Consider the following 26,243-nt stretch of genomic DNA (forward strand, 5'->3'; position numbering starts at 1 on the left):
CTCAGGCCGCCAGCATCACCCGATCGCGACCTTCCTGCTTGCCACGGTAGAGCGCCTGGTCGGCGCGCTCCAAGGCGCTGGCGAAGGCTTCGCAATCGCGAATCTCGCACACCGCCAGGGTCGCCGTGACCCGCGCGGGACCACGTTCGAGGGACTGGGTGACATCGGTCAGGCGCTGGCGGATGCGTTCCGCCACGCCCCAGGCCACTTCGGTCCGCGCCTGGGGCAGCAGCACCAGGAATTCCTCGCCGCCCCAGCGCGCCGCCAGATCCGAATGGCGCACCTCGCGGCGGATGACGTCGGCGATGCCCTGCAGCACCAGATCGCCGCAATCGTGGCCGAAGCGATCGTTGATGTGCTTGAAGTGATCCACGTCGAAGAGGATGAGGCTGCCGGTCACGCCACTGTGCTGGTCGGCCTGGTCGAGAATCCGCCGGCGGTTGTAGAGGTTGGTGAGGCTGTCGTGGCTGGCGGAATGCAGCAGGTCCAGCTGCATCTTGGTGCTGTGGTGGAAGGAGGCGCCGGTGCCGTAGAGCAGCAACCCCAGGGCGCTGATGATATTGATCGTGCCGAACAGCTTCATCGCCAGGGGCGCGAGGGTAGCGGGTGGGTGCAACAGATAGCCGCCCGCCAGGGTCACCAGGATGCCGGTGACCAGCACCAGATGACGGATCGGCGCGGTGCGGTAGTTGTAGATGACGATCGGCAGGATGCACAGCACGTAGTAGTGGAAGTTGCTGTCCCAACCGAGTTGCCAGGTGGCGAGCCAGGCGTGGGCGACGATCTCGCAACTCATGGTCAGGCTGGCGATGCGATAACGGCGCTGGCGCAGGGCGGCCAGGCAGCCCAAGTAGGCCGCGATGCTGAGCACGTTGGCCCAGGCCATCAGGATCTGGTCGAGCAGGACGAAAATGACCAGCAGCGCCACATGAATGGCCATGGCCGCCTGAACCACGGGTTTGGCGACTTGCCAGAATTTGCCCAGGGAGTCGTTGAGAGCCTGGTTGCGATCACGATAGGAAAGAGCAGTCATGAAGAGGTCACCAGAAAGCAGTGCGCCAATGATAAACGCGCTAACAGTAAGCTTAATGGCAAACGGCCAGTCCGGGTGATCCTTTAGCCGAATGGAGGCTGGAACGGATCGAGTGGAGCGCTGCCGCGACCATCGGCGCTCCCGACTGCGATGCTGTGCCCGGATTCGTCCGCGCTATCCGCCCAGCCGCCTGCTGATGGCCTGGGCGGCGGTGTGCAGACGGCTCGCCGCGGCGCCTCCGACCTCGGCCTGGAAGCCTGGCGCGGCGCCGACCAGGGTCAGCACCCCGGCCAGCCGGCCACCGGCTCCAAACAGCGGTGCGGACAGCGCATTGACGCCCGCCATCAGCAAGCCATGCACCGGTTGGATATGGGTCTCCCGCAGCTGGCGTGCACCTTCCGCCAGCTCCGCCACGCTGGGCGCGTCCGGCCGGTGCAATTCTTCCGCGCGCAATGCCGCCGTCTCGACCTCCGGCAGGAAGGTATTGAACACCAGGCCCGTAGACGAGCCCAGCAGCGGCAGCACCGAGCCGACCTGGGTCACCAGGGTGACGGCGCGCAGCGCCTGTTCCACCAGCACCACGGTCGGCCCCCTGTTGCCCCAGACCGCCAGAAAGCTGGTTTCGCCGACCTCGTCGCGCAGATCGGCCAGCACCGGCGCCGCCAGCTTCACCACATCCAGCCGACCCAGGGCCGCCAGGCCAACGAAAAGGGCGGCCTGACCGAGTCCGTAGTGATTGGTCCGCGGGTCCTGCTCGGCGAATCCGCTGGCGATCAGCGCCTGCAGGTAGCGGTGCACCTTGCTGGCGGGCATGTCCAGATGGCTGGCCAGGCGCGACAAGGACGTCGACGGCGCCAGCTCGGCGAGGGCCTTGAGGATGTCGGTGCCGACCTCGGCCGCCTGCACCTTCTGGCGTCGTGGGGGTGCTGCTTCGGGGGTGTTCGTCATCGCTTCGATCGCGTGGGTAAAGGCAGCGTTATAGCTTGACGCTCTCCTGGGTTCAATTTACTTTTTGCGTAAACCTATTACGCATAATGGGTGGCCCAGGTGGACAGACAAGAACAAGCAACAACGCCAGTGACCTACCAATCCGGCTTTGGCAATCACTTCAGCGCCGAGGCCCTGCCGGGTGCCTTGCCGATCGGGCAGAACTCGCCGCAACGCGCGCCCTTCGGCCTCTATGCCGAGCAACTCTCCGGGACGGCCTTTACCGTCCCGCGCCACGAGACTCGGCGCTCCTGGCTGTATCGGCTCAGGCCTTCGGCCGCCCATGGCCGCTTTCAGCGCTGCGCGCTGCAGTTGACCGGCGCGGAGCTGGGCGCGCCCACACCCAATCGCCTGCGCTGGAATCCCTTGCCGCTGCCGGCCGCCGCCACCGATTTCCTCGCCGGGCTGGAACGGCTCGTCGCCACCGACCCGGGTGACCAGGCCGAGGGCGTCAGCCTCTATCGCTATGCCGCCAATGCCAGCATGACCGGCGTCTTCTGCGATGCCGACGGAGAATTGCTGATCGTGCCGGAGCGGGGGCGGCTGGACCTGGTTACCGAGCTAGGTCTGTTGCGCATCGAGCCGCTGGAGATCGCGGTGATTCCACGCGGCATGAAATTCCGGGTGGAGGTGGTGAAGGGCGAGCCGGTACGGGGTTACGTCTGCGAAAACCACGGGCGCTCCCTGCGGCTGCCCGAGCTGGGTCCGATCGGCAGCAACGGCCTGGCCAATCCGCGGGATTTCCAGGCGCCCGTGGCCCGCTTCGAGGATCGGGAGGCACCCACCCGGCTGGTGCAGAAATTCCTCGGCGAACTCTGGGAAACCGAGCTGGATCACTCGCCGCTCGACGTGGTCGCCTGGCATGGCAACAACGTGCCCTACAAATACGACCTGCGTCGCTTCAATACCCTGGGCACCGTGAGTTTCGATCATCCCGATCCATCGATCTTCACCGTGCTGACCGCACCCGGAACCAGCGAAGGGGTGGCCAACATCGACTTCGTGATCTTTCCGCCCCGCTGGATGGTCGCGGAAAACACCTTCAGACCACCCTGGTTCCACCGCAATCTGATGAACGAATTCATGGGTCTGATCCAGGGCGCCTACGACGCCAAGGCCGATGGCTTCGCGCCGGGTGGGGCCTCCCTGCACGGCTGCATGAGCGCCCACGGCCCGGATCAGGTTTCCACCCAGAACGCCATCGCCGCCGACCTGCGGCCGCACCGGATCGAGAACACCATGGCCTTCATGTTCGAAACCGGGCGCGTCCTGCGGCCGACCCGTCACGCCCTGGCATCGCCGCTGCTGCAGCCCGACTACGATGCCTGCTGGGCGGGCCTCACCAAGACCTTTGTCGCGCCTGGCGCAGGAGCATCGGCATGACCGACGAATTGCCCAGCTGGGTCGCCTCGGCCAATGGCCATGCGGATTTTTCCCTGCACAACCTGCCCCTGGGCGTGTTCAGCCGCGGCGAGGAGAGGCCCCGCGGGGGCGTGGCGGTGGGTGACTTCATCCTCGATCTGGGCTTCGCTCTCGAAGCAGGTCTGTTCCGCGGCGCGGCCCAGCGCGCCGCCGAACTGGCCGCTCAGGAAACGCTCAATGCCTTCTTCGCCGCCGGCGGGCCGGCGCGGGTTGCCTTGCGCCAGGCCCTGCAGGCGCTGCTGCGTGCCGATCATCCGCAGCGCGAGCAACTCGAGGAGCTGGCCGAGTATCTGCTGGTACCCCAGAGCGCCTGCCGGATGCACCTGCCGGCGCGGGTCGGCGACTACACCGACTTCTATGTCGGCATCCACCATGCCACCCAGATCGGTCGGCTATTCCGCCCGGACAATCCGCTGCTGCCCAACTACAAGCACGTGCCCATCGCCTATCACGGCCGCGCCTCGACCCTCGGGGTCTCTGGCGAGGCGTTCAAGCGACCCAAGGGTCAGACGCTCCCGCCCGGGCAGGAGGCGCCCGTATTCGGGCCTTGCCGCCGGCTGGACTACGAGCTGGAGCTGGGGATCTGGATCGGCCCGGGCAATGCCCAGGGCGAGTCCATCGCCATCGGCAACGCGGCGGAGCACATCGCCGGTTTCTGCCTGCTCAACGACTGGTCGGCGCGGGACATCCAGGCCTGGGAATACCAGCCGCTGGGCCCCTTCCTGTCGAAGAGTTTCGCCAGCACCCTGTCGCCCTGGGTAGTGACCGCGGAAGCCCTAGCACCCTATCGCCAGGCGCAGCCAGCGCGGCCTGCCGGGGATCCCCAGCCCCTCGCCTATCTGTACGACGAGCGGGACCAGGCCCAGGGCGCGCTGGACATCGAACTGGAAGTGCTGCTGTGCACGCCGCACATGCTGGAGCAGGGGTTGCCCGCCCAGCGGATCGCCCTGAGCAATACCCTGAACATGTACTGGACGGTGGCGCAGATGGTGACCCATCACACCGTCAATGGCTGTGCCCTCCAACCCGGCGACTTCTTTGGTTCGGGCACCCTGTCCGGGCCGGATGCCGGCAGTTGCGGCAGTCTGCTGGAGCTCACCCAGGGCGGCAAGCAGCCGCTGCAACTGCCAGGCGGCGAGACCCGTACCTTTCTGGAAGACGGTGACGAGGTCATCCTCAGGGCGCGCTGTCAGCGGCCTGGACTGCCCACGATCGGCTTCGGCGAATGTCGCGGCCAGGTGCTGGCCGCGGGTAGGGCAGCGCGGATTGGCCAACGACCCGAGTGCCGTTGACAAGGCCTCCGGGCAGGCGCAGATTCCTTTTAACGTAATGAACTTACGCATAATAAGAAGCCGGCAGGCAATCGCGGGGCAGTGTCGATGGACCTCTTCACCTATTACCGTTCGACCTCGGCCTATCGGGTCCGTCTGGCCCTGGCGCTGAAGGGATTGGACTACCAGGCCGTGCCGGTCAATCTGCTGGCCGGCGAGCAGCGCCAGCCGGTCTATCGCACGCTCAATGCCCAGGGCCGACTGCCCAGCCTGCGCCTCGACAGCGGCGAGGTGCTGATCCAGTCGCCCGCCATCCTCGAATACCTGGAAGAGCGCTATCCAGCGGTGCCCTTACTGCCGGCCGAGCCGCTGCTGCGCGCCCGGCATCGGGGGGTCGCCGCCCTGATCGCCTGCGATGTCCATCCGCTGCACAACGTCTCGGTGCTCAACCGCCTGCGCGGTCTGGGCCTGGAAGAACCGGCCATCCTCAACTGGATTTCGCACTGGATCGGCGAGGGCCTGGCGGCGGTGGAGGCGCAGATCGGGTCCAGTGGTTTCTGTTTCGGCGACGTGGGGCTGGCGGACGTCTATCTGCTGCCCCAGCTCTATGCAGCGCGGCGTTTCCAGGTGGACCTGTCGCCCTATCCGCGCCTCCTGCGGGTGGAGGCCCTGGCCGCCGCGCATCCGGCTTTCCAGCAGGCGCGCCCCGAGGCTCAGCCGGATACCCCGGCACAGGTGGCCTCGTGAAACGCCTGGGCTGTCAGCTCCTCCTGGGCGATTTCCTCGCCCGCAGCGTGCGCGGCATTTCCTGCGCGCCGCCCCTGACGGGGTGCTAGCCCGCGTTACCGACAACGTCCGTCACGTTACCCGTCAAGGAGCCAGTCATGGCCGATCTGTTTGAAAATCCCATGGGCCTCATGGGTTTCGAGTTCATCGAATTCGCTTCGCCTACGCCCAACGTCATCGAACCCGTACTGGAAAGCCTTGGCTTCAGCCACGTCGCCAACCACCGATCCAAGGACGTGGTGCTGTTCCGCCAGGGCGACATCAACGCCATCGTCAATCGCGAGAAGACCGGCCATGCGGCCTATTTCGCCGCCGAGCACGGACCTTCGGTCTGCGGCATGGCCTTTCGTTGCCGCGACTCCCACCACGCCTACGCCAAGGCGCTGGAGCTGGGCGCCCAGGCGGTGGACATGCCTACCGGCCCGATGGAACTGCGGCTGCCGGCGATCAGGGGCATCGGCGGTGCGCCGCTGTACCTCATCGATCGCTACGAGGAGGGCAGCTCGATCTACGACATCGATTTCGTGTTTCTTGAGGGAGTCGAGCGCAAGCCGGTGGGCGCCGGCCTCAAGGTCATCGACCACCTGACCCACAACGTCTATCGCGGGCGCATGGCCTACTGGGCCGACTTCTACGAGCGGCTGTTCAACTTCCGCGAGCTGCGCTACTTCGACATCAAGGGCGAGTACACCGGTCTGACTTCCAAGGCCATGGCGGCGCCGGACGGCCTGGTGCGCATCCCGCTCAACGAGGAGTCCTCCAAGGGGGCTGGGCAGATCGAGGAATTCCTCATGCAGTTCAACGGCGAGGGCATCCAGCACGTGGCCTTTCTCACCGACGATCTGATCGCCACCTGGGATCGGCTCAAGGCCTACGGCACGCGTTTCATGACCGCGCCGCCGGAGACCTACTACGAGATGCTCGAAGGGCGGGTGCCCAACCATGGCGAACCGGTGGAGCAGCTGAAAGCCCGCGGCATCCTCCTCGACGGTACTTCCGAAGGTGGCGAGCGGCGCCTGCTGCTGCAGATCTTCTCCCAGACCCTGCTGGGACCGGTGTTCTTCGAATTCATCCAGCGCAAGGGCGACACCGGTTTCGGCGAGGGCAACTTCAAGGCGCTATTCGAATCCATCGAGCGCGACCAGGTGCGGCGTGGAGTGCTGAGCACCTCGGCGTAACGGCCTCCGGCCTCCTGGAGGCTTGCCCGGCGGCAGGCGACGCCTCTAAGGTGACGGCGCGTCGCAAGGACGCGCGCCAACCTTGGAGGTGGCCATGGAGCTGAGCCAGACCCTGGCGCAGGAAATTGTCGAACGCGCCATGCGCATCCTGCCGGGCAACGTCAATGTCATGGATGCCTCCGGGCTGATTATCGGCTCGGGCGATCCGGCGCGACTGTTCACCCGCCATGCCGGCGCGCGCCAGGTCATCGCCGAAGGCCGTGCGGTGGCGCTGGATGCCGTCGCCGCCGCACGGCTGGCTGGCGCCCAGGCAGGTATCAACCTGCCGTTGTATCGCGCGGGCGAGCTGGTCGGGGTCCTTGGCGTGTCCGGCGCGGACGCCGAGCACTCGCGCCTGCCCGCCGAGCTCCTGCGCCTTACCGCGGAAATGCTCATCGAGCAGGCCGCCGGGCAGCCGCCCGTGACCAGCCGCATGACCGCCCCCCTGCTGCGGCAGCTGCTCGCACCGGGCGCCGCGCCCGAAGTGGGTCGCCATGCCAGTCTGCTCGGCTTGCGGCCAGAGCTGCCGCGGGACGTGCTGCTGCTCGAATTTGCCGTGCCTGCACCGGGCTTCGGCGACTGGGCTCAGCAGCGGCTGACCCACAGCTGGTGCCTGCCGCGCGAAGAGGGGCAGTGGCTCTGGTACCGACCCGGCGCGCAAGCGCCTGAGGCGCTGCTGGGGGAGCTGCCGGGGCAGGGCTGGGCGTTGCAGCGCAGTGCCTGGATCCCGGAAGCCCGACCCTGGTCGGGGTTGGCCGAGACGACTCAGCGGGTCCTGGATCTGCTGACGGTGGCCAGGCGCCTGCGACCTGACCTCGTCCGGGTGACGCAGGACGACCTGGCCCTGCCCACCTGGCTCCAGGGTCAGGCCGAGCGCTCGCACGGCGCCTGGTTGCTGGAGCCGTTGCTGCGCTTGCGCCAGGCCGACCGGGACGGCCAACTGCTGGCGACGCTGCGCAGCTGGTTCGCCCAGGACGCCAGCCCCCAGGCCTGCGCCGAGACACTGGGGCTGCATCGCAATGGCCTGCGGCATCGGCTGGAGCGGATCCAGGTGCTGACCGGACGGGATCCGCGGCGTTTCGCCGAGGCCGCCGAGTTGTACTGCGCGCTGCTGCTGCTGGATCAGGACTGGGCGAATTCACAGTCCTGACTTCACTGTTTTGTGCTTTTGTCCTGTTGTGGCGCCGGCCGAACCGGGAAACACTCGGCGCATAACAACGGAGAATCGCCCATGAAAATCGTCGTCGCCCCTGATTCCTTCAAGGAAAGCCTGTCCGCTGCCGGTGTCGCCCGCGCCCTGGCCCGTGGCCTGCGTCAGGCCCTGCCCGCGGCTGAGGTCATCGAGTGCCCCCTGGGCGATGGCGGCGAGGGCACCCTGGATGCCGTACTGGCCGCAACCGGCGGCGAGGTGCGCGAGGCGCGGGTGACCGGTCCGCTGGGCGAGCCGGTGACCGCCCGCTGGGGCTGGCTGGCCGAGCAGCGCACCGCCTTCGTCGAGATGGCCAGCGCCAGCGGTCTGGAGCTGGTCCCCAGGAGCCGGCGCGACGTGCTGGTCGCCACCTCCCGCGGTACGGGCGAGCTCCTCCACGCCGCGCTGGACGCCGGCGCCGAGCGCCTGGTGCTGGCCATCGGCGGCAGTGCCACCAATGACGGCGGCGCAGGGCTGCTGCAAGCGCTGGGTGTGCGCCTTTTGGACAGGCAGGGCCAGTCGCTGGGGCCGGGCGGGGCAGCCCTCGCGATGTTGGCCAGCCTGGACGTGACCGCGCTGCACCCACGGCTGGCGGAGGTGGAGGTGGTCATTGCCGCCGACGTCGATAATCCGCTCTGTGGTCCCCAGGGCGCCAGCCAGATCTTCGGTCCGCAAAAGGGCGCTTCGCCCGAGCAAGTTCGCCAGCTCGACGCGGCCCTCGCGCATTTCGCCACCGTTACCGCCGCGACCCTGGGTCGTGATGTCCGGGAGCAACCGGGTGCCGGCGCCGCCGGTGGCGTCGGCTTTGCGGCCCTGGCCTTTCTCCAGGCGACCTTCCGCCCCGGCATCGAGGTGGTGGCGGAACTGGTCGGTCTGGACGACGCCCTGATCGACGCCGATCTGGCGGTGACCGGCGAAGGGCGCTTGGACGGCCAGACCCTGAGGGGCAAGACCCCGGCGGGTGTATTGCGCCTGGCCCGGCGCCACGGCGTGCCGGTGGTGGCCGTGGCCGGTTCGCTGGGCGAGGGCTATGACGCCCTCTATGAGCAGGGTCTCGCCGCCGCCTTCAGCCTGGTGCCGGGTCCGCTGAGTCTGGAAGAAGCCCTGGCTCAGGCCGAGGTATTGCTGGAGCGGACCGCTCGCGATATCGGGCGGCTGTGGCGGACGGCGAAAGGCTGACGCCAGAGCCTGCCTGGCTGGCGAGCCGCGGGGATTTGCCTCATGCTGGGCGTCCCGCTGCCAACCGACTGCCGCGATGACCTCGTCTGCGATCCTGCGTACCGGCCTGCTTACCGCGGCCCTGCTGCTGACTGTGCCCGCCGTCCAGGCGGCCATTCCCAGTCTCAAACCGGCCGACACCTGCGTGCGCAGCGCCTTCGTGCTGCGCTGTCAGGACGGGCAGGGCGGTTGGTACGGGGTGGCGGTGCAGGGCAACGATACCCTGATGCGTGGCTATGATCCGGTATCGGGCCGCTCCTGGGCCCAGACCAGTACGCGGCTGGGACGGCTGCAGTTCTTCAGCGGCCTGACCAGCGACGGCACCCTCTGGCTGGGCCGCACCCGCCAGTTGGGCTGGAACGTCATCAGTCGCTTCTCCACGTCCCAGGGCGACCGCGCCCGCACCAGCTGCAACCGCGTGGCGGGGTGCGAGTGGCGTTAGGTGAACCGGCCGATCGGCTCACTACATGAGCTGATCGGCCGGTTTATTCGGCTCAGCCGTGACGCCCAATTCGAGTTGATATCCGATTGCCTGTTCAACCTAGCGCCTGGGTCAGCAGCGCGAACTGATCCACCCCTTCGCGGGACCGCGGCGCCGCGCCCCTGGCCATCTGCTCGACTTCATCGACCTGGGGGACGCCGATTTCAATCAGCCAGGGATTGAGACCGCTGCGGGCCGTCACGTCGAATCTCAGGTAGCGCCCTTCGGCGTGGCGCAGCAGGGCGAGCACCAGGGCCTTGGCCTGGTCGGTGGATTCAGCGATCACCGGGCCGACCGACAGGCCGCGACCATAGGGGCGTAGCAGGGCGAAGCCGTGTAGCTGGCCTTCCAGCTCCAAGCCGACGATACGCTCGGCCTGGGGCACCAGTTCGCGGAGCAGGGCGCTGCGGTCCAGGCCGGTAGCCGCCTGGGCGAGGGCCTCCAGCTGCGGCGCCGCTGCCGGATTCAACGCGCGGACCTGGCCTTCCAGCGGATGGCGTTCCCCCATGGCCGGCAGACGCGCCACCTGGTGCTGATAGATGCGCTCATAGGATTCGAAGCCCTGGCTGCGGTAGAGAGGGGCACCGCGCACCGTTGCGACCAGCAGCGGCGTGCGGTTGCCGGCCAGTTGCAGCAGGCCGTCCATGAGCCGGCGGCCATGGCCCTGGCCCTGGTGGCTGTCGGCGACGATCACCAGGCCGATGGTGGCGTAGTCGCCCTGGGGCACGCAGAAGCCGGTGCCAAACACGCCCTGGTCGTCTTCCAGCACCAGGCCTTCGCCAGTGTGGAACAGGCACTGCCAGTCTTCCAGGCGATGGGGCCAGTGCAGCGCCTGGGACAGCTGGTGGGCGGTGGCGAGGTCGGTTTCGCGCAGGGGTCTCAAGGTGGCGTGGGACACGGCAGGGCTCCGGTTCGGGTCTGGCTGATTCAGGCGTCAGCCTAGCAAGCCGCGACGGCAGATTCGGTTGCCGGTGGGTGGATGCGCCACTGCGAGGCACCGAAGGCCCCTTCCAGTTCGGCAAAAGATGGCGGCCCGGCGGCCTAGCATTGGGGCCAAGCCCACAGCCCTAGCGGAGCGCGCCATGGCCTCGTTCGACCCCAGAGCAATAGCGGTTCGTTGTGCCCACTTCATCGGCGGTCGCACCTGCGATGCCCGCGCCGAACTGGAGGTGTTTCGGCCGTCCGATGGTGGCTTCCAGAGCGGCCTGCCGTGCGCCTCGTCGGATCTGGTGGACGAGGTGGTGGAGGGCACCTGGCGCGCCTGGAAGGCCAGCGACTGGGCCAGTCGGCCGCCGCGCGAACGCGCGCGGGTGATGCGCCGCTGGGCCGATCTGGTGGAGGCCGATGGCGAGATCCTCGGTCCGTTGGAGGCGGTGGGTTCGACCCGTCCGCTGCGCGAGGTGCTGGCCTGGGACATTCCCTATGTCGCCGAGGGCATTCGCTTCTTCGCCGAATTCGCCGACAAGCACGGCGGCGAGGTGGCGGCCACCGCCACCAGCCACCTGGGCCTGCAGATCACCGAGCCCTATGGCGTGGTGGGCGCCATCGCTCCCTGGAATTTCCCCCTGAGCATGGCCGGCTGGAAGATGGCGCCGGCGCTCGCCGCCGGCAATGCGGTGGTCATCAAGCCTTCGGAGCTGACGCCCTTTTCCATCCTGCGCCTGGCGGAACTGGCCGTGCTGGCGGGACTGCCGGCCGGCATCCTCAGCGTGGTCCAGGGCGATGGTCGGACCACCGGCGACGCCCTGTGTCGCCATCCGCGCATCGGCAAGGTCACCTTTACCGGCTCCACCGGGACCGGCACCGCCATCATGGTCGCCTGCGCCGAGAGCGGGCCCAAGCCGGTGACCCTGGAGCTGGGCGGCAAGAGTCCGCAACTGGTGTTCGCCGACGCTCCGGATCTGGCCCGTACCGCCCGCAGCGTGGCGGCCGCCATCACCGGCAACGCCGGCCAGGTGTGCGTCTCGGGTTCGCGACTGCTGGTCCAGCGCGCCGCTCTGGAGCCGATGCTGGAAGGCATCCGCGCGGCCTTCGCCGCCTTGCGCCCGGGGCCGACCTGGGCGGCGGAGGCTACCCTGGCGCCGATCATTTCCCACCGCCAGGGGCAGCGCATCCAGGACATCGTCTCCCGCAGCCGGGCAGCCGGCGCGGAGATCCTGGTCGGTGGCGCCCTGGAGGAGGGCATGGGTGGTGCCTACTATCAGCCGACGCTGATTACCGGGGTCGACGCGGCCAACCCCGCGGTGCACGAAGAGATCTTTGGCCCGGTGTTGACCGTGCAGGTGTTCGACGACGAAGCCGAGGCCCTGGCCCTGGCCGACCACCCCACCTATGGCCTGGCCGCCGGGGTGCACACCGCCGACCTTGGCCGGGCGTTGCGGCTGACCCGGGCGCTGGAAGCCGGTACCGTCTGGGTCAATCGCTATGGCCGCAGCCACGACTGGATCATTCCCACCGGCGGCTACAAGAGGTCCGGCATCGGCAAGGACCTGGGCCGCGCCGCCTATGAGGCGACCCTGCGCAGCAAGAGCGTGCTGATCGACCTGGAACACTCCTGAGGCTTGGCTGAAAAGTCGCTGAGCGATGGTCAGGCAAGGCAAAAATCAGCGAGGAAGCGGATCGGACTCGCGCTCGAGTTTACGAATGGTAAATGAGCATTCCGAGATGATTTTTAACGCAGCATGGCCGAGCGCAGGCACTTTTCAGCCAAAGCCTGAGGTCGCCGCAAACAATGCTGGGCCCTACCGCTAAAACGGTTTTTTCTGTCTCCCGCGGTGCCTGAAAGCGGACAACTGTCAGGCCCGCCGGTGCTGTAATGCTTGCCAGGGACGCCACCGGCGTCCCGGCCTCTCACTCATGACCCCTGTCAAAGGACCCTTGCCATGACCGCCTTTCGGCCCAAGTACATCACCTTCGACTGCTACGGCACCCTGACCCGTTTCCGCATGTCCGACATGGCCCGCGAGATGTTCGCCGACCGCATTCCCGCCGAGGCGATGGACCAGTTCTGCAAGGACTTCAACGGCTATCGCTTCGACGAGGTGCTCGGCGCCTGGAAGCCCTATTCGGAGGTGCTGTATTCGGCGGTGGAGCGCACCTGCAAGCGCTGGGGCATCTCCTTCACCGACGCCGAGGCCAACGCCTACTACGAGGCGGTGCCGAGCTGGGGACCGCATCCGGACGTGACCGCGGGCCTGGCCAAGATCGCCGACAAGATCCCGCTGGTGATCTATTCCAACGCCGCCGACGAGCAGATCATGTCCAACGTCGACAAGCTGGGCGTGCCCTTCCACCGGGTCTTCACCGCCGAGCAGGGCCAGGCCTACAAGCCGCGCCTGCAGGCCTTCGAATACATGCTGGACACCCTCGGCTGCGGTCCGGAAGACGTGCTGCATGTGTCGTCGAGCTTCCGCTACGACCTCATCCCGGCCGACTACATGAACATCAAGAACAAGGTGTTCGTGAATCGCGGCCATGAGCCGAGTACGCCGTTCTACACCAACACCGAGATCAAGGACATCGGCGGCCTAGCCGCGGTGGTCGGTCTCGAATAACCCCCCTGAGCTGCCGGAGCGCCCGCCCATGAGTCTTGGCCCAGCATCGTCCGATTCCTACTGGCTCGCGACCGCGCCGGGCTTTACCGGGGCTACCCTCGGGCCGGTGGCGGGCGAGGTGGATGTCGCCGTCATCGGCGGCGGCTTCACCGGGCTCTCCGCGGCCGTGGCGCTACGCCAGCGCGGTGCCAGCGTGGCGGTGCTGGAGGCTGGCCGGGTGATCGGCGAAGCCTCCGGACGCAACGGCGGCCACTGCAACACCGGGGTCGCCCAGGATTACGCGGCCCTGCACGCCAGCCTGGGCGCGGAAAAGGCCCGGGCGTTCTACCAGGCCTATGCCGATGCGGTCGCCAGCGTCGAGGCGGTGATCGCCGAGGAGGGCATCGCCTGCGACTTCCACAAGGCCGGCAAGCTCAAGCTGGCGGCCAAGCCGCAGCACTATGACAACCTCGCGCGCACCTGCGAACTGATCCGCCAGGAGGTGGACCCGCAGGTCGAACTGCTCGACGCCGCCCAGGTGTGCGCTGAGGTAGCGTCCGACGATTTCCATGGCGGTCTGCTGCAGCACAACGGCGCCCAGATGCACATGGGGCGCTTCGGCGTCGGGCTGGCGGAGGCGGCCGTGCGGCGGGGCGCCCAGGTATTCGAAGGCGCGGCGGTCAGCGATCTGCAGCGACTGCCCGATGGCAGTTTTCGCGTGATCAGCGCCAGGGGCGAGTTGCGCGCCCGCCAGGTGCTGGTGGCCACGGGCAACGCCAGCGTCGGCCCCTTCCAGTGGTTTCGCCGGCGCATCGCCTCGGTGGGCAGTTTCATCATCGCCACCGCGCCCCTGCCCAAGGCGCAGCTGGACGGATTGCTGCCCAATCGGCGCACCTATGTCACCAGCCGCATCATCGGCAACTATTTCCGCACCACCCCGGATCACCGGCTGATCTTCGGCGGACGGGCGCGTTTCGCCCTGTCCGATCCCCGCCAGGACGCCAAGAGCGGCGCCGTGCTGCGCGCCGCGCTGGGTCAACTCTTTCCCAGCCTGGTCCAGACGCCCATCGACTATTGCTGGGGCGGCCTGGTGGACATGACCGCCGATCGCCTGCCCCGCGCCGGCGAGCAGGACGGCCTGTTCTACGCCATGGGCTACAGCGGCCATGGCGTGCAGATGTCGGTGCACATGGGCCGGGTGATGGCCGAGGTGCTGGAAGGTCGCGGCCAGGCCAATCCCTGGCGGGTGCTGGACTGGCCGGCGATTCCCGGGCATTTCGGCAAGCCCTGGTTCCTGCCACTGGTAGGACTCTACTACCGCGTTCAGGATCGCCTGCACTAGCCCCGATCCCGCCACCGCCACCGCCACCGCCAGTCCAGGCCCTGCCACGCAGCGCCCGGCTTGGCGGTTTTTTCGTTTCCGCAGCCTGTCGCAGCGCTGACCGGCACCGCTGCGCAGAACCTGCTGTCGCTGCGGGCTTTTTGCGATCGTCCAGCCTCCCGTCGCGGTCCGCACCGCGCTCCGTCAAGCCAAGCGAAACGCCGCACCAGCGCGCCAAAGGCGGGCATGACGGGCCCCGACGCGCCGTCGCGACGCACACCGCAAACAATGCTGAGCGGCTCGGTCAAAACGGTCTTTTCTGTCTCGCCGCGGGGGCAATTCGACGGTAATCGACGAGGGGCGGGTGCTGTAATGAACCTGGCCGCACGACAAGGCGGCCAAGAGGACAGCTTCGTGCGCCCGGGGAGGGGTGCGCGGACTGGCGACCGAGTCCCCAACGAGCGAGCCGACATGACCGAGAAAAAGACTGGAAGTCCCCTGATAGGAGCTGCTGAAAGCGTTCGGGCCTTCGAGGCCCTGCATCGGGGGGTGTCGCGGCGCGATGCGCTGCGCCTGCTGGGCGCCGCCGGATTGCTGGCGACCGGGGTGGGCAGTCTGCTCGGTCGGGATGGCCAGGCCTTCGCCGCAGAAGATGCGGTCACTGGCACCCCGCGTCGCGGCGGTCGGGTGCGTGCCGCAGCGGCGGGTTCCTCCACCGCCGATACCCTCGATCCGGCCAAGGGCTCTTTCTCGGGCGACTATGCCCGCCAGTACTTCTTCTACAACGGCCTGACCGTCTTCGACAGCCATCTGGAACCCCAGATGGCCCTGGCCACCAGCGTGGAGACCCAGGATGCCCTGACCTGGACGATCAAGCTGCGCCAGGGCGTGCAATTCCACAATGGCAAGACCTTGGACAGCGCCGATGTCGTCTACTCGCTGCTGCGCCACAAGGACCCGGCGGTGGGTTCCAAGGTCAAGGCCCTGGCCGATCAGTTCGCCGAAGTCACCGCGGTGGCGCCCGACGAGGTGCGCATCCGCCTGGTGTCGCCGAACTCCGAGCTGCCCGCGGTGCTGGCCATCTCACCGTTCCTGATCATCGCCGACGGCACCAAGGATTTCTCCACCGCCAACGGTACCGGGCCCTTCAAGGTCAAGGAATTCAAGCCGGGCGTGCGCACCGTGGGCGTGCGCAACGAAAACTACTGGAAGTCCGGCAAGCCCTATCTGGACGAGATCGAGCTGATCGGCATCGGCGACGAGCCTTCGCGGGTCAATGCCCTGCTGGCCGGGGACGTCCAGCTCACCGTGTCGGTGGATCCCCGTTCGGCGGATCGGCTCAAGCAGGGCGGCAAGCTCAAGATCGTCGCCAACAATTCCGGTAGCTACACCGATCTCATCATGAGAATCCCCAATCGTCCCTTCAACGATCCCAACGTGGTGGAGGGCATGAAGCTGCTGTTCGACCGCGAGCAGATTCTCAAGTCGGTATTCCTTGGCTACGGCGTCATCGGCAACGACCAGCCGATCATGCCCGGGACACCCTATTATGCCGCGGACCTGCCCCAGCGGCCCTATGATCCGGACAAGGCCAAGTTCCTGTTCCAGAAGGCTGGCATCGCCGGGGCGAAGCTGCCCCTGGTGACCTCAACCGCCGCCGACAACGCCAACGAGATGGCCCTGGTGCTGCAGCAGTCGGCGCGCCAGGCGGGGCTCAACCTGATGGTCAACCGGGTCAGTGCCGATGGCTACTGGAACAGCCACTGGATGAAGGACCCGCTGGGTTTCGGCAACATCAACGCCCGGCCCACGGCCAATATCCTGCTGTCGCAATTCTTCAAGTCCGATGCGCCCTTCAACGAGTCGGGCTGGAAGAACGAGCAGTTCGACCAGTTGCTGGTGACCTCCCGTGGCGAGACGGACATCGCCAAGCGCAAGCAGATGTACGCCGACATGCAGCTGCTGATCCACCAGCATTGCGGCATCGGCCTGCCGATCTTCACCAGCTCCATCGATGCCCATTCGCCCAAGCTCGGTGGCTACGGGATCATCCCCATCGGTGGCTTCATGGGCTACATGTTCGCCGAGCACGTCTGGCTGGAGGCCTGACGCCCGGTGCCTGCCGGCGAGTCTGTCCGCAGGGGCCCGGCTCGCCGCTCCACGCTCAAGCAGGAGGTGGCTTTGGACCTTTCCGTTTTCACGCTCATCGCCAGACGCCTCGGGGGCGGGTTGCTGACCCTGCTCATCGTCTCGTTGCTGGTGTTCTTCGTCTCCGCGCTGTTGCCGGGCGATGCCGCCCAGCAGGCGCTGGGCCAGTTCGCGCTGCCCGAGCAGGTCGCGGCCCTGCGTGCCCAGATGGGTCTCGACCAGCCCGCGTTGCTGCGCTACGTCCACTGGCTGAGCGGTCTCCTGCACGGCGATCTCGGCCAGTCGCTGGCGAGCCAGATGCCCATCACCAGCATGATCGGCGATCGGCTCGGCAGCTCGCTGATGCTGGCCGGGGTCACCGCCCTGGTGTCGGTGCCCCTGGCGCTGGGCCTGGGCATCGTCTCGGCGATGAATGCCGGCGGCCGCCTGGACCGGGCCCTCAACGTCTTTACCCTGGGCATCGTCGCGGTACCGGAATTCCTGGTGGCGACCCTGGCGGTGCTGGTCTTCGCCGTGCACCTGCAGTGGACCTCGGCGCTGACCTTCGCCCATGACATCGGCGGCCCCCTGGATTTCCTGCGCGCCTATGCGCTGCCGGTGGGCACCCTGTGCTGCGTGATCGTGGCGCAGATGGCGCGGATGACCCGCGCAGCCCTGGTGGAGCAGTTGCAGAGTTCCTATGTGGAGATGGCGCGGCTCAAGGGCGTCGGTCCGGTCCGCGCCGTGCTGCGCCATGCCTTGCCCAATGCCGTGGGCCCCATCGCCAACTCCATTGCCCTGAGTCTTTCCTACCTGATGGGCGGGGTGGTGATCGTCGAGACCATCTTCAACTACCCGGGCATCGCCCAGCTGATGGTGGACGGCGTCGCCAGTCGCGACCTGCCGCTGATCCAGGCCTGCGCCATGCTGTTCTGCTGCGCCTATCTGGTCCTCATGACCCTGGCGGATCTCTGCGCCATCCTGTCCAATCCGAGGCTGAGAACGCTATGACCCGACCCGTGACTCCCGTACGTGCCGCGTCCGTCCTGCCGGTGGATGGCAAGACCCTCGACGCCCAGTTGTCACCCCCCCGTACCCGGCGGCGGGCCCGCTGGTCGCTGACCGGCATTTGCGGCGGCGTGCTGGTGGCCTTCTGGCTGTTCATCGCCATGTTCGGCGCCTGGCTGACCCCCTATGACCCGGGCGCCCTGGGCGATAGCGCGGTGCTGGCCGGTTACAGTCAGGCGCACCTGCTGGGCACCGACTACCTGGGACGCGATGTCCTCAGTCGCATCCTCGACGGCGCCCGATTCACCGTCGGCCTTGCGCTGGTCGCCGCCGTGCTCTCCTGCGTGCTGGGCACCGGGCTCGGTCTACTGGCGGCGCTGTCCGGCCGCTGGGTGGACGAGCCGCTGTCACGGCTGATCGATGCGCTGATCTCGCTGCCGAGCAAGATGCTGGCGCTGGTCATGGTCTCGGCCTTCGGCTCCTCGGTGCCGCTGCTGATCGTCATGGCGGTGGTGGGCTATGCCCCCGGCTGCTATCGCATCGCCCGCAGCCTGGCGATGAACCTCACCGAGCTGGAGTACGTCCAGGTCGCCCGCACCCGCGGCGAGGGCCGGTTCTACATCGCCCTGCGGGAGATGCTGCCCAACATGCGCCTGCCGCTGCTCACCGATCTGGGGCTTAGATTCGTCTATATCGTGCTGCTGCTCAGCGGCATGAGCTTTCTCGGTCTCGGCGTGCAACCGCCGAATGCCGACCTGGGCTCCCTGGTCCGGGAAAACATCGGCGGTCTGGCCGACGGGGCCCCGGCGGTGCTGATGCCGGCGCTGGCCATCGGCACCCTGACCGTGGGTGTCAACCTGCTCATCGACCGGTTCGGCGCGCGACGCCGGGGAGGGCGCTGAGATGGAATTGCTGGTAGAGGTCAAGGACCTGCGGGTGGTCGCCCAGGGCGACGACGGCAGTGAAACCACCATCGTCAAGGACGTCGGCTTCAGCCTGGCCAAGGGCGAGGTGCTGGCGCTGATCGGTGAATCGGGCTCGGGCAAGACCACCATCGCCCTGTCGTTGCTCGGCTATGCCCGGGCGGGCTGTCGGTTGGCCGGTGGCTCGATCCGTGTCGGCGACACCCAGGTGCTGGAGCTGGACGCCGCTGGCCTGCGGCGCCTGCGCGGTCGCACCGTCGCCTACATTGCCCAGAGCGCGGCGGCGGCCTTCAATCCGGCGCGGCGGCTCATGGAGCAGATCATCGAGAGCGCGCTGATCCATGGCGTGTTGAACCGCCGGGAAGCCGAGGCGCGGGCGCTGCAACTGTTCAAGGAGCTGGCGCTGCCGGACCCCGAGCACATCGGCCAGCGCTATCCGCACCAGGTCTCGGGCGGTCAGTTGCAGCGGTTGATGGCCGCCATGGCGCTGATCACCGATCCGACCCTGGTGATCCTCGATGAACCCACCACGGCCTTGGACGTCACCACCCAGATCGAGGTGCTGCGGGTGTTCAAGCAGGTGGTGCGCGAGCGCGGCGTGACCGCCATCTACGTCTCCCACGACCTGGCGGTGGTGGCCCAGATGGCCGATCGCATCCTGGTGCTCAATGGTGGCGAAGTCTATGAGAATCGCCGCACCGAGCGGCTGCTGGCCAGTGCCCGGCATCCCTATACCCGCAGCCTGTTGGCCGCGGCCCGGCCGGAACCCCTGGCGGAGCGTGGCCTGCCCACCGTGGAGACCACGGCACCGATCCTGGAGGTCAGGGATCTGGTGGCGGGCTATGGTTCCCTCGGCGCCGATGGCCTGCCGCACTACCGGGTGCTGGAAGGCATCGACCTGAGCATCGCCAAGGGCCAGGCCCTGGGTGTGATCGGCGAATCCGGTTCGGGCAAGTCGACCCTGGCGCGGGTGATCGCCGGCCTGCTGCCGCCGGCCCAGGGCAGCGTGCGCCTGGGCGGCGAACTGTTGCCGCCAGGCCTGGAAGGTCGCACCCGTGAGCAGTTCCGCCGGGTGCAACTGGTCTATCAGAACGCCGACACGGCGCTCAACCCGTCCCACAGCGTGGAACGCATCCTCATGCGCCCGCTGGAGACCTATCACGCCTTTGACAAGGCGACCCGCCAGCGCAAGGTCCGCGAATTGCTCGACCGCGTGCAGCTGCCGGCCAGCCTCGCCAGTCGGCGTCCGGGCGAACTGTCCGGTGGTCAGAAGCAGCGGGTCAACCTGGCCCGGGCACTGGCGGCCGAACCCGAGCTGATCCTCTGCGACGAGGTCACCTCGGCGCTGGATACCGTGGTCGGCGCCGCCATCCTCGACCTGCTCGCCGAACTGCGCCGCGAACTGGGGCTGGCCTATCTGTTCATCAGCCATGACATCTCCACGGTGCGCAGCCTGTGCGACGAGGTGCTGGTGCTCTATGCCGGACAGCCGGTGGAAGTGGGCACGCCGGCCACCTTGCAGCATCCGCCGCTGCATCCCTACACCGACCTGCTCACCGCCTCGGTGCCCGAGCTGCGTCAGGGCTGGCTGGAAGAACAGCCGATCCGTACGCCGCTGCCCTGGGTCCCGTCAGCAGCCGCCAGTGGCCGACTCTGCAGCTTCCTGCAACGTTGCCCGGTACGCATTGACGGGCGCTGCGACCGGGTACCGCCGCAGCCTCGGATGCTGGCCGGTGGCAATCGCATCCTCTGTCATCACGACGGTGACGCCCTGCAACGACTGCAGGGCGGTACCGTGCTGCACACCCAAGGAGTTCGCGCATGACTACCCGCTTCCAGCGTCTCGGCGAAACCGGCCGACCGCAGGTCAGCCTCAGTGTCGATGGCCTGCCGGTCACCGCCCTGGCCGGCGACACCCTGATGGTCGCCTTGCTCACCAACGGCCCGGCGCTGCGCCGCTCCGAATTCGGCGACGAACGTCGCGCCGGCTTCTGCCTGATGGGCGCCTGCCAGGATTGCTGGGTCTGGACGGCCGAGGGCGAACGCCTGCGCGCCTGCGGCACCGAGGTACGCGAAGGCCTGCAGATCCTGACCACGCAACCGGAGGCCGTATGGAATCTGGCCTAGTTCAACAGGGCGCGAACCCGCCGCGGGTGGTCATCGTCGGCGCGGGTCCGGCTGGCGTGCGCTGTGCGGAAACCCTGCTTTCCGCGGGTATCGCCCCGGTGGTGATCGACGAGAATCGCCGCGATGGCGGCCAGATCTATCGCCGTCAGCCCGAGGGTTTCCAGCGGCCCTACGCCACCCTCTATGGCAGCGAGGCAGGCAAGGCCGAGGCCTTGCACCGCACCTTCGACAGCCTGCGTGGGCGCCTCGACTACCGCCCGGATACCCTGGCCTGGCACCTGCACGAGCGCACTCTCTATACGGCGCAGGGCAATCGCCAGCGCACCCTGGAGTTCGACGCCCTGGTACTCTGTACCGGTGCCGGCGATCGGCTGCTGCCGGTGCCGGGCTGGAATCTGGCCGGCACCTATACCCTGGGTGGCGCCCAGATCGCCCTCAAGGCCCAGGCGGTGTCCATCGGCCGCCGGGTGATCTTCATGGGCAGCGGGCCCTTGCTCTATCTCGTCGCCGCCCAGTACCAGCAGGCCGGCGCCACGGTGGCGGCGGTACTCGACACCGCGCCGCTGCGCCTGCGTGCCCTGGCGACGCCCAAGCTGCTGGCCCGCCCGGGGGTGGCCTGGAAGGGCGTGCAGCTCATGGCCGCGCTCAAGCGCGCGGGTGTGCCGCTGCATTTCGGCGTCACCTCGCTGGAAATCCTCGGCGATGCCGAGCAGGGGGTTGCCGGTGTGGCCTTCGCCGATGCCCGTGGCTTGCGCCAGGAGGTAGCAGGTGACGCCGTGGGCCTGGGGTATCACCTGCGCCCGGAAACCCAGCTGGGCGACCTGGCCCGCTGCGCCTTCGAATTCGAGCAGGCGACCGGCCAGTGGGTGCTGCAACTGGACGGCGACGGCCGCACCTCCACGCCCGGCGTCTATGCCGCCGGGGATGGGGCGCGGGTACGGGGCGCCGACGGCGCCGAGTTGGCCGGGCAACTGGCCGCCTGCGCGGTCCTGACCGATCTCGGCCGCACGGCGCCCGGCGGCCTCGCCGAGCGCTGCCGCGAGGCGCTGGCGGTGCAGGAGCGCTTTCGCCTGGGCCTGGCCGAGGCCTTTCCCTGGCCGGCCAGGCAGATGGCCAGTCTGCCGGACACCGCGGTGGTCTGCCGTTGCGAAGGCATCACCGCCGGTGAACTGCGCGCCGTGGTGCGTGAAAAGGGCGCCCGTGAAGCCAACCGCGCCAAGGCCTTCAGCCGGGTCGGCATGGGCCGGTGCCAGGGTCGCTATTGCGCCCAGGCCGGGGCCGAGATCATCGCCGCCGAATCGGGGGTGCCGGTGGAAACCGTCGGCCGCCTGCGTGGCCAGGCGCCGATCCGGCCATTGCCGCTGGGCATCGTGACCAGCGAAGAGGAGGTTTCATCATGAGTCAACAGGCCGCCAACCGGGCCGATGTCATCATCGTCGGCGCCGGCATCATGGGCAGCGCCAGCGCGTTTTTCCTGCGTCGCCGGGGCTTGTCGGTGCTCCTGCTGGAACGTGACCAGGTCGGGCGCTTCGCCAGTGGCACCAATTTCGGCAATGTCCGCCGTCAGGGCCGCTACCTGAGTCAGGTCGCGCTGGCCACGCGGTCGCGGGGGATCTGGGGTCGCCTGCCGGAGCTTATCGGTGACGATCTGGAATTCATTCCAGGCGGTCATCTGCGGGTGGTCTACGATCCGGCGCGCATCGCCATGCTGCACGAGTATGCACGGGCGCCGGAGACCGCCGCCCTGGAACTTCAGGTACTTGAAGGCGCGGCGCTGCACGAGAAGTTTCCCTATCTGGGCCCCGAGGTGGTGGCCGGCTCCTATGCGCCCCACGATGGCCACGCCAATCCGCGCCTGGCCGCCCCGGCATTCGCCCGCGCCGCGGTGCGCGAAGGCGTCGATCTCCAGGAAGGGGTCGAGATCACCCAGGTCACAAAGCCGGGCGGTGACTTCCTGGTGCAGGCCGCCGATGGCCGGCGCTATCAGGCGCCACGGCTGCTGATCACCGCCGGTGCCTGGGGCAGCCGGTTGTCGAGCCAGTTCGGCGAGCCGGTGCCCATCGAGACCCACGGCCCGCAGATGGGGGTCACCGAGCCCTTGCCCTATGTCTTCCGCGAGACCGTGGGCGTGTCTTCGCCGCTGGTGAGCGAGACCATCTATTTCCGCCAGATCCCCCGGGGCAACGTCATCTTTGGCGGCTGCTTCCGCACCCGACCGGACCTGGATACCCGCCTGGCCCGGGCCGAGCCCCATGGCATGCTCAACCAACTGGCCCAGCTGCGCCGCCTGGCGCCGGCGCTGGGGCGGATCAACGTGATCCGTACCTGGAGCGGGGTCGAGGGCTATATCGTCGATGACCTGCCGATCATGGGGCCCAGCAGTCAGGTGGACGGCCTCTACTACGCCTTCGGCTTCTGTGGCGCCGGCTTCCAGCTCGGCCCGGGCGTGGGCGATACCATGGCCGAGCTGATCGCCACCGGGCGTACCGAGACGCCCCTGGCGGCCTTCGACATCGGCCGCTTCGCGCAACCGCGCAGCGAGAGCCTCGCCGGATGAACAGCCAGGACCTGCTGCGCACCCTGATCGGCTTTCCCACCGTCTCCGCCGACTCCAACCTGGCGCTGATACAGTATGTGCAGGGCCTGCTGGAAGGCGCCGGTATCGCCTGCCGCCTGGTGCTCGACGAGAGCGGGCGCAAGGCCAATCTCTTCGCCAGCGTCGGCCCAGGCGACGTGCCCGGCGTGCTGCTCTCCGGGCATACGGACGTGGTGCCCGTGGCCGGCCAGGCCTGGACGCTGCCGCCATTCGAGGGGACCCTCAAGGAGGGCCGGATCCATGGCCGCGGCGCCTGCGACATGAAGGGCTTCGTCGCCTGTGCGGTGGTGGCGCTGCTGGACGCCGCTCGCGGTGAACCGCTGAAACGACCCTTGCAGCTCGCGCTCTCCCACGACGAGGAGATCGGCTGCGTCGGTGTACGGCGACTGCTGGATGTGCTGGAAATGGCACCCGTGCGACCTTTCCTCTGCATCGTCGGCGAACCCACGAACATGCAGGTCGCCCTCGGCCACAAGGGCAAGGCCGCGTTGCGCGCCCACTGCCATGGCCAGGAAGGTCATTCCTCCCTGGCGCCGCGGCACGTCAACGCCATCCACCTGGCCAGCGACCTGGTCGGCGCCCTGCGCGCCAGCCAGCGGCGGCTGGCGGAAGAGGGCGCGCACGACGCGGCCTACGATATTCCCTATACCACCCTGCATGTCGGGCGGATCGACGGCGGCAAGGCGCTGAACATCGTGCCCAACCTCTGCACCCTGGACTTCGAGATTCGCCATCTGCCGGCGGACGATCCCGCCAGCCTGGTCGCCGCGCTGCAGGAAACGGCGGACAGCCTGGTCAGGGAGGCACAACAGACCTCAGCCAAGGCCGCCATCGAAATCGAGACGGTCAACGCCTATCCCGGACTGGATACCCATCCCAGCGTCGAGGCCGTGCGCTTCCTGCAGACCCTGGTCGAGCCGGGGACGGCGCAGCTCAAGGTGGCCTTCGGCACCGAGGGCGGCCTCTTCGCCAATCGGCTGGACACCCCGGTGGTGGTCTGCGGGCCCGGCAGCATCGAACAGGCGCACAAGCCCGATGAATACGTCGAGATCAGCCAGCTGGAAGCCTGCGATGCCTTGCTCGGACGGTTGCGAGTGGCCTTGGGCTAAGGCCACCCGGAGCCTCGGCTAATACCCCCGCTGCCGATCCACCAAACCCTGCATCGGCTCACCGCGCTGGTGGCGGCGGATGTTGTCCAGCAGCACGGTGAAGGCCGTTTCCGGCACCGTCATGGCGCCCACGTGGGGTGTCAGCCAGATACGCGGGTGCTGCCAGAAGGGATGGTCGGCCGTGGGCGGTTCTGGTTCCACCACATCCAGTATCGCCTGGCTCAGCTGACCGCTGTCCAGGGCCGCCAGCAGATCGGCCTCCACCAGCTGGGCGCCACGTCCCAGGTTGATCAGGCTGGCGCCACGAGGCAGGGCGGCGAACAGTTCGGCAGCGAGAATTCCACGCGTCTCCCGGGTCAGCGGCAGCAAACAGATGAGAATCTCGCAGTCGGCGAGAAAGGCGGGCAGCTGATCGGGGCCGGCATGACAGCGTACCCCTGGCAGCTCATGGGGCGATCGTGACCAGCCCGACAGCGCGAAGCCAAAGCTCGTCAGGCGCTCCAGCACCGCCTGGCCGATCTGGCCAAGGCCGAGCACCCCGACGCGTCTGTTCTCCGCCGTCACCAGGGCATGTTCCTGCCAGCGCCCCGCACCTTGCTGGTCGAGGTAGCGCGGCAGCTGGCGATGCAGGGCCAGGACCATGAGCGTCGCGTACTCCACCATGCCGGCGACGATGCCGGGATCGAGCATGCGCACCACCGGCAGGTCGGCAGGCAGCAGGCTCAGGTCGAACTGATCGACCCCGGCCGAGGTGGCGAACAACACCTCCAGGTTGGGAAAGCGGCTGGCGAGGTCTTCTGGTGGTTGCCAGCAGGCCAGGTAGCGGACCTCGTCGGCGTTGCCCACCTCTGGCCACTGGCGAAATTCGATATCGGGCGCGCGTTCCTGGAACAGGCGGCGCCAGGCCTGGCCGCGTTCGGGGTCGGCCTTGTAGAGCAGCGTCATGGGAAAGGTCTCCGGCAAAGCCCAAGGATGGCGCAACGGGGCGGTAGTTTGTCCTGAAATCCCTGGCATCGCCGTCATGATCGGTGGTGCGGTGGAAACTGCGCCGCTTCTGGGAAAAACGGTAGCTTCTGTGCTGGTCCGGGGCGCAAACGCCATAACCCAGGCGCCTTGGCGGTCGATACTGGCCAGGTCCGCGGCACGCCCGCCGCGCCTCTGGTCCTGAGGATTCGCCATGCCCTTGCTGCACTACTGCCAACCGCCCAATGACCGCCAGCTGCCCCGCGCGCTGCAACCGCTGCACGCTGATCCCCTGGCCGCCGGCCGGGAACCGCACCTGCACGATGGCCGCCTGGGCTATGTGATGGGCAGCGCCGTTGCTCATTCCGCCGACTGCCAGCTGGACGACTACCCCTGGGTGGAAGTCAGCCTCATCGAGGCCGGAGCGCTGCAGCTGGAATGGGACGGAAAGGTCCTGCAGCTGGAGGCCGGCGATGCCTTCATCCTGCCGCGGGGTCTGACTTGTCGCTGGCGTCATAGCGGCGAGTTGCGGCGCCTGTTCATGGCCTTTCCCGGCCGGGCCAGCGAGGGGCCCATGCCGCAGGGACCCGTGCTGCTGGATCCCGCGGCCCCGCGCGAGCCCTCGCCGCCGCCGGCGGCCAGCGTCCTGCTCAGTCCTGAGCCCACGGCCACCGGCTGCGATCTGTTCGAAAGCGGTGGCGGCGCCCTGCGGATCGGGATGTGGGAATGCACGGCCTACCGGCGCAAGGCGGTGAGCAATCCCCACTGCGAGCTGATGCTGCTTCATGCCGGCGCCGTGACCCTTGAGGTCGAAGGGGAAGCGGCCTGCACCGTCAAGGCGGGCGAGGCGGTGCTGGTACCGGCGGAAACGCCCATGGCCTGGGACAGCCGGGAGAGCGTGCGCAAGCTGTATTGCATCCTGCGCTGAGAAG

The 26,243-nt window shown here is 68.0% G+C and carries 23 protein-coding genes; 19 read left to right on the top strand and 4 right to left on the bottom strand.

The genetic code is table 11. The features are described 5' to 3' along the window. Window position 1: 1 nt before the first annotated feature. Window positions 2-1,033 carry a GGDEF domain-containing protein gene (locus BGI51_RS17980; protein WP_187979206.1) on the bottom strand — a complete coding sequence of 344 codons (1,032 nt, stop codon included), beginning with the start codon at window positions 1,031-1,033 and terminating at the stop codon, window positions 2-4. 174 nt (window positions 1,034-1,207) lie between these two features. Beyond that, a complete protein-coding gene (locus tag BGI51_RS17985; RefSeq protein WP_187979207.1) occupies window positions 1,208-1,981 on the bottom strand; it encodes an IclR family transcriptional regulator in 774 nt (257 codons plus the stop codon). Between the two features lie 129 nt (window positions 1,982-2,110). Here BGI51_RS17985 and hmgA point away from each other — a divergent pair, with 129 nt between their 5' ends. The 7 genes from hmgA (at window position 2,111) to BGI51_RS18020 (ending at window position 9,565) form a co-directional block, all read left to right on the top strand. After that, complete coding sequence (gene hmgA, locus BGI51_RS17990) at window positions 2,111-3,403, top strand: homogentisate 1,2-dioxygenase (RefSeq protein WP_187979208.1); 1,293 nt, start codon at window positions 2,111-2,113, stop codon at window positions 3,401-3,403. Beyond that, a complete protein-coding gene (fahA, locus tag BGI51_RS17995; protein ID WP_187979209.1) occupies window positions 3,400-4,734 on the top strand; it encodes a fumarylacetoacetase in 1,335 nt (444 codons plus the stop codon). The genes hmgA and fahA overlap by 4 nt, the downstream gene beginning before the upstream one ends. Window positions 4,735-4,821: 87 nt before the next feature. After that, a complete protein-coding gene (gene maiA, locus BGI51_RS18000) occupies window positions 4,822-5,460 on the top strand; it encodes a maleylacetoacetate isomerase (protein WP_187979210.1) in 639 nt (212 codons plus the stop codon). A gap of 137 nt (window positions 5,461-5,597) precedes the next feature. After that, window positions 5,598-6,677, top strand: coding sequence for a 4-hydroxyphenylpyruvate dioxygenase (gene hppD, locus BGI51_RS18005; RefSeq protein WP_187979211.1), 1,080 nt, complete (start codon window positions 5,598-5,600; stop codon window positions 6,675-6,677). Between the two features lie 94 nt (window positions 6,678-6,771). Beyond that, window positions 6,772-7,866, top strand: a complete 1,095-nt coding sequence (locus tag BGI51_RS18010; RefSeq protein WP_187979212.1) for a CdaR family transcriptional regulator — start codon at window positions 6,772-6,774, stop codon at window positions 7,864-7,866. Between the two features lie 81 nt (window positions 7,867-7,947). Then, on the top strand, window positions 7,948-9,084 hold the full coding sequence (locus tag BGI51_RS18015; protein WP_187979213.1) for a glycerate kinase: 1,137 nt from the start codon (window positions 7,948-7,950) through the stop codon (window positions 9,082-9,084). 76 nt (window positions 9,085-9,160) lie between these two features. After that, complete coding sequence (locus BGI51_RS18020) at window positions 9,161-9,565, top strand: hypothetical protein (RefSeq protein WP_187979214.1); 405 nt, start codon at window positions 9,161-9,163, stop codon at window positions 9,563-9,565. A 94-nt stretch (window positions 9,566-9,659) separates the two neighbouring features. Here the strand turns inward: BGI51_RS18020 and BGI51_RS18025 are convergent, their stop codons facing one another. After that, window positions 9,660-10,502 carry a GNAT family N-acetyltransferase gene (locus tag BGI51_RS18025; RefSeq protein ID WP_187979215.1) on the bottom strand — a complete coding sequence of 281 codons (843 nt, stop codon included), beginning with the start codon at window positions 10,500-10,502 and terminating at the stop codon, window positions 9,660-9,662. A 184-nt stretch (window positions 10,503-10,686) separates the two neighbouring features. On the opposite strand from BGI51_RS18025, the gene BGI51_RS18030 reads away from it, so the two are divergent. From BGI51_RS18030 to argE, 11 genes are all read left to right on the top strand, one after another. Then, the gene (locus BGI51_RS18030; RefSeq protein ID WP_187979216.1) at window positions 10,687-12,162 is read left to right on the top strand and encodes an aldehyde dehydrogenase family protein; all 1,476 of its coding nucleotides are present in this window, start codon (window positions 10,687-10,689) and stop codon (window positions 12,160-12,162) included. A 324-nt stretch (window positions 12,163-12,486) separates the two neighbouring features. Then, window positions 12,487-13,158: a haloacid dehalogenase type II gene (locus BGI51_RS18035; RefSeq protein ID WP_187979217.1), complete on the top strand. Its 672-nt coding sequence runs from the start codon at window positions 12,487-12,489 to the stop codon at window positions 13,156-13,158. Between the two features lie 28 nt (window positions 13,159-13,186). Beyond that, on the top strand, window positions 13,187-14,479 hold the full coding sequence (locus BGI51_RS18040; RefSeq protein ID WP_187979218.1) for an NAD(P)/FAD-dependent oxidoreductase: 1,293 nt from the start codon (window positions 13,187-13,189) through the stop codon (window positions 14,477-14,479). Window positions 14,480-14,929: 450 nt separating this feature from the next. Then, entirely contained in the window at window positions 14,930-16,567 is a 1,638-nt protein-coding gene (locus BGI51_RS18045) for an ABC transporter substrate-binding protein (protein ID WP_133861772.1), read from the top strand. Window positions 16,568-16,639: 72 nt separating this feature from the next. Further along, on the top strand, window positions 16,640-17,596 hold the full coding sequence (locus BGI51_RS18050) for an ABC transporter permease (RefSeq protein WP_187979219.1): 957 nt from the start codon (window positions 16,640-16,642) through the stop codon (window positions 17,594-17,596). Continuing rightward, window positions 17,593-18,495 (top strand): ABC transporter permease, encoded by a 903-nt coding sequence (locus BGI51_RS18055; protein ID WP_187979220.1) that lies wholly within the window; start codon window positions 17,593-17,595, stop codon window positions 18,493-18,495. Before BGI51_RS18050 ends, BGI51_RS18055 begins: the two co-directional genes overlap by 4 nt. A 1-nt stretch (window position 18,496) precedes the next feature. Further along, window positions 18,497-20,341: an ABC transporter ATP-binding protein gene (locus tag BGI51_RS18060; RefSeq protein WP_187979221.1), complete on the top strand. Its 1,845-nt coding sequence runs from the start codon at window positions 18,497-18,499 to the stop codon at window positions 20,339-20,341. After that, a complete protein-coding gene (locus BGI51_RS18065) occupies window positions 20,338-20,643 on the top strand; it encodes a (2Fe-2S)-binding protein (protein WP_133861768.1) in 306 nt (101 codons plus the stop codon). Before BGI51_RS18060 ends, BGI51_RS18065 begins: the two co-directional genes overlap by 4 nt. Further along, window positions 20,628-22,043: an NAD(P)/FAD-dependent oxidoreductase gene (locus BGI51_RS18070; RefSeq protein ID WP_187979222.1), complete on the top strand. Its 1,416-nt coding sequence runs from the start codon at window positions 20,628-20,630 to the stop codon at window positions 22,041-22,043. The genes BGI51_RS18065 and BGI51_RS18070 overlap by 16 nt, the downstream gene beginning before the upstream one ends. Next, complete coding sequence (locus BGI51_RS18075; protein ID WP_133861766.1) at window positions 22,040-23,200, top strand: NAD(P)/FAD-dependent oxidoreductase; 1,161 nt, start codon at window positions 22,040-22,042, stop codon at window positions 23,198-23,200. The genes BGI51_RS18070 and BGI51_RS18075 overlap by 4 nt, the downstream gene beginning before the upstream one ends. Further along, a complete protein-coding gene (argE, locus tag BGI51_RS18080) occupies window positions 23,197-24,348 on the top strand; it encodes an acetylornithine deacetylase (RefSeq protein WP_187979223.1) in 1,152 nt (383 codons plus the stop codon). Before BGI51_RS18075 ends, argE begins: the two co-directional genes overlap by 4 nt. Window positions 24,349-24,366: 18 nt before the next feature. Here argE and BGI51_RS18085 read toward each other — a convergent pair whose 3' ends face one another. Beyond that, window positions 24,367-25,293 (bottom strand): 2-hydroxyacid dehydrogenase, encoded by a 927-nt coding sequence (locus tag BGI51_RS18085; protein ID WP_187979224.1) that lies wholly within the window; start codon window positions 25,291-25,293, stop codon window positions 24,367-24,369. A 232-nt stretch (window positions 25,294-25,525) separates the two neighbouring features. Here BGI51_RS18085 and BGI51_RS18090 point away from each other — a divergent pair, with 232 nt between their 5' ends. Next, window positions 25,526-26,239 carry a cupin domain-containing protein gene (locus BGI51_RS18090; protein WP_187979225.1) on the top strand — a complete coding sequence of 238 codons (714 nt, stop codon included), beginning with the start codon at window positions 25,526-25,528 and terminating at the stop codon, window positions 26,237-26,239. Window positions 26,240-26,243 lie beyond the last annotated feature (4 nt).

Origin of the sequence: Pseudomonas oryzihabitans (genome assembly GCF_014522265.1) — a bacterium.
Classification (GTDB): domain Bacteria; phylum Pseudomonadota; class Gammaproteobacteria; order Pseudomonadales; family Pseudomonadaceae; genus Chryseomonas; species Chryseomonas aestiva.

Bases quoted from the DNA above. Each gene is read 5' to 3' on its own strand.
- BGI51_RS17980 (WP_187979206.1), bottom strand. From the start codon at position 1,033: ATGACTGCTCTTTCCTATCGTGATCGCAACCAGGCTCTCAACGACTCC.
- BGI51_RS17985 (WP_187979207.1), bottom strand. From the start codon at position 1,981: ATGACGAACACCCCCGAAGCAGCACCCCCACGACGCCAGAAGGTGCAG.
- fahA (WP_187979209.1), top strand. From the start codon at position 3,400: ATGACCGACGAATTGCCCAGCTGGGTCGCCTCGGCCAATGGCCATGCG.
- maiA (WP_187979210.1), top strand. From the start codon at position 4,822: ATGGACCTCTTCACCTATTACCGTTCGACCTCGGCCTATCGGGTCCGT.
- hppD (WP_187979211.1), top strand. From the start codon at position 5,598: ATGGCCGATCTGTTTGAAAATCCCATGGGCCTCATGGGTTTCGAGTTC.
- BGI51_RS18010 (WP_187979212.1), top strand. From the start codon at position 6,772: ATGGAGCTGAGCCAGACCCTGGCGCAGGAAATTGTCGAACGCGCCATG.
- BGI51_RS18015 (WP_187979213.1), top strand. From the start codon at position 7,948: ATGAAAATCGTCGTCGCCCCTGATTCCTTCAAGGAAAGCCTGTCCGCT.
- BGI51_RS18020 (WP_187979214.1), top strand. From the start codon at position 9,161: ATGACCTCGTCTGCGATCCTGCGTACCGGCCTGCTTACCGCGGCCCTG.
- BGI51_RS18030 (WP_187979216.1), top strand. From the start codon at position 10,687: ATGGCCTCGTTCGACCCCAGAGCAATAGCGGTTCGTTGTGCCCACTTC.
- BGI51_RS18035 (WP_187979217.1), top strand. From the start codon at position 12,487: ATGACCGCCTTTCGGCCCAAGTACATCACCTTCGACTGCTACGGCACC.
- BGI51_RS18040 (WP_187979218.1), top strand. From the start codon at position 13,187: ATGAGTCTTGGCCCAGCATCGTCCGATTCCTACTGGCTCGCGACCGCG.
- BGI51_RS18045 (WP_133861772.1), top strand. From the start codon at position 14,930: ATGACCGAGAAAAAGACTGGAAGTCCCCTGATAGGAGCTGCTGAAAGC.
- BGI51_RS18055 (WP_187979220.1), top strand. From the start codon at position 17,593: ATGACCCGACCCGTGACTCCCGTACGTGCCGCGTCCGTCCTGCCGGTG.
- BGI51_RS18060 (WP_187979221.1), top strand. From the start codon at position 18,497: ATGGAATTGCTGGTAGAGGTCAAGGACCTGCGGGTGGTCGCCCAGGGC.
- BGI51_RS18065 (WP_133861768.1), top strand. From the start codon at position 20,338: ATGACTACCCGCTTCCAGCGTCTCGGCGAAACCGGCCGACCGCAGGTC.
- BGI51_RS18070 (WP_187979222.1), top strand. From the start codon at position 20,628: ATGGAATCTGGCCTAGTTCAACAGGGCGCGAACCCGCCGCGGGTGGTC.
- BGI51_RS18075 (WP_133861766.1), top strand. From the start codon at position 22,040: ATGAGTCAACAGGCCGCCAACCGGGCCGATGTCATCATCGTCGGCGCC.
- argE (WP_187979223.1), top strand. From the start codon at position 23,197: ATGAACAGCCAGGACCTGCTGCGCACCCTGATCGGCTTTCCCACCGTC.
- BGI51_RS18085 (WP_187979224.1), bottom strand. From the start codon at position 25,293: ATGACGCTGCTCTACAAGGCCGACCCCGAACGCGGCCAGGCCTGGCGC.
- BGI51_RS18090 (WP_187979225.1), top strand. From the start codon at position 25,526: ATGCCCTTGCTGCACTACTGCCAACCGCCCAATGACCGCCAGCTGCCC.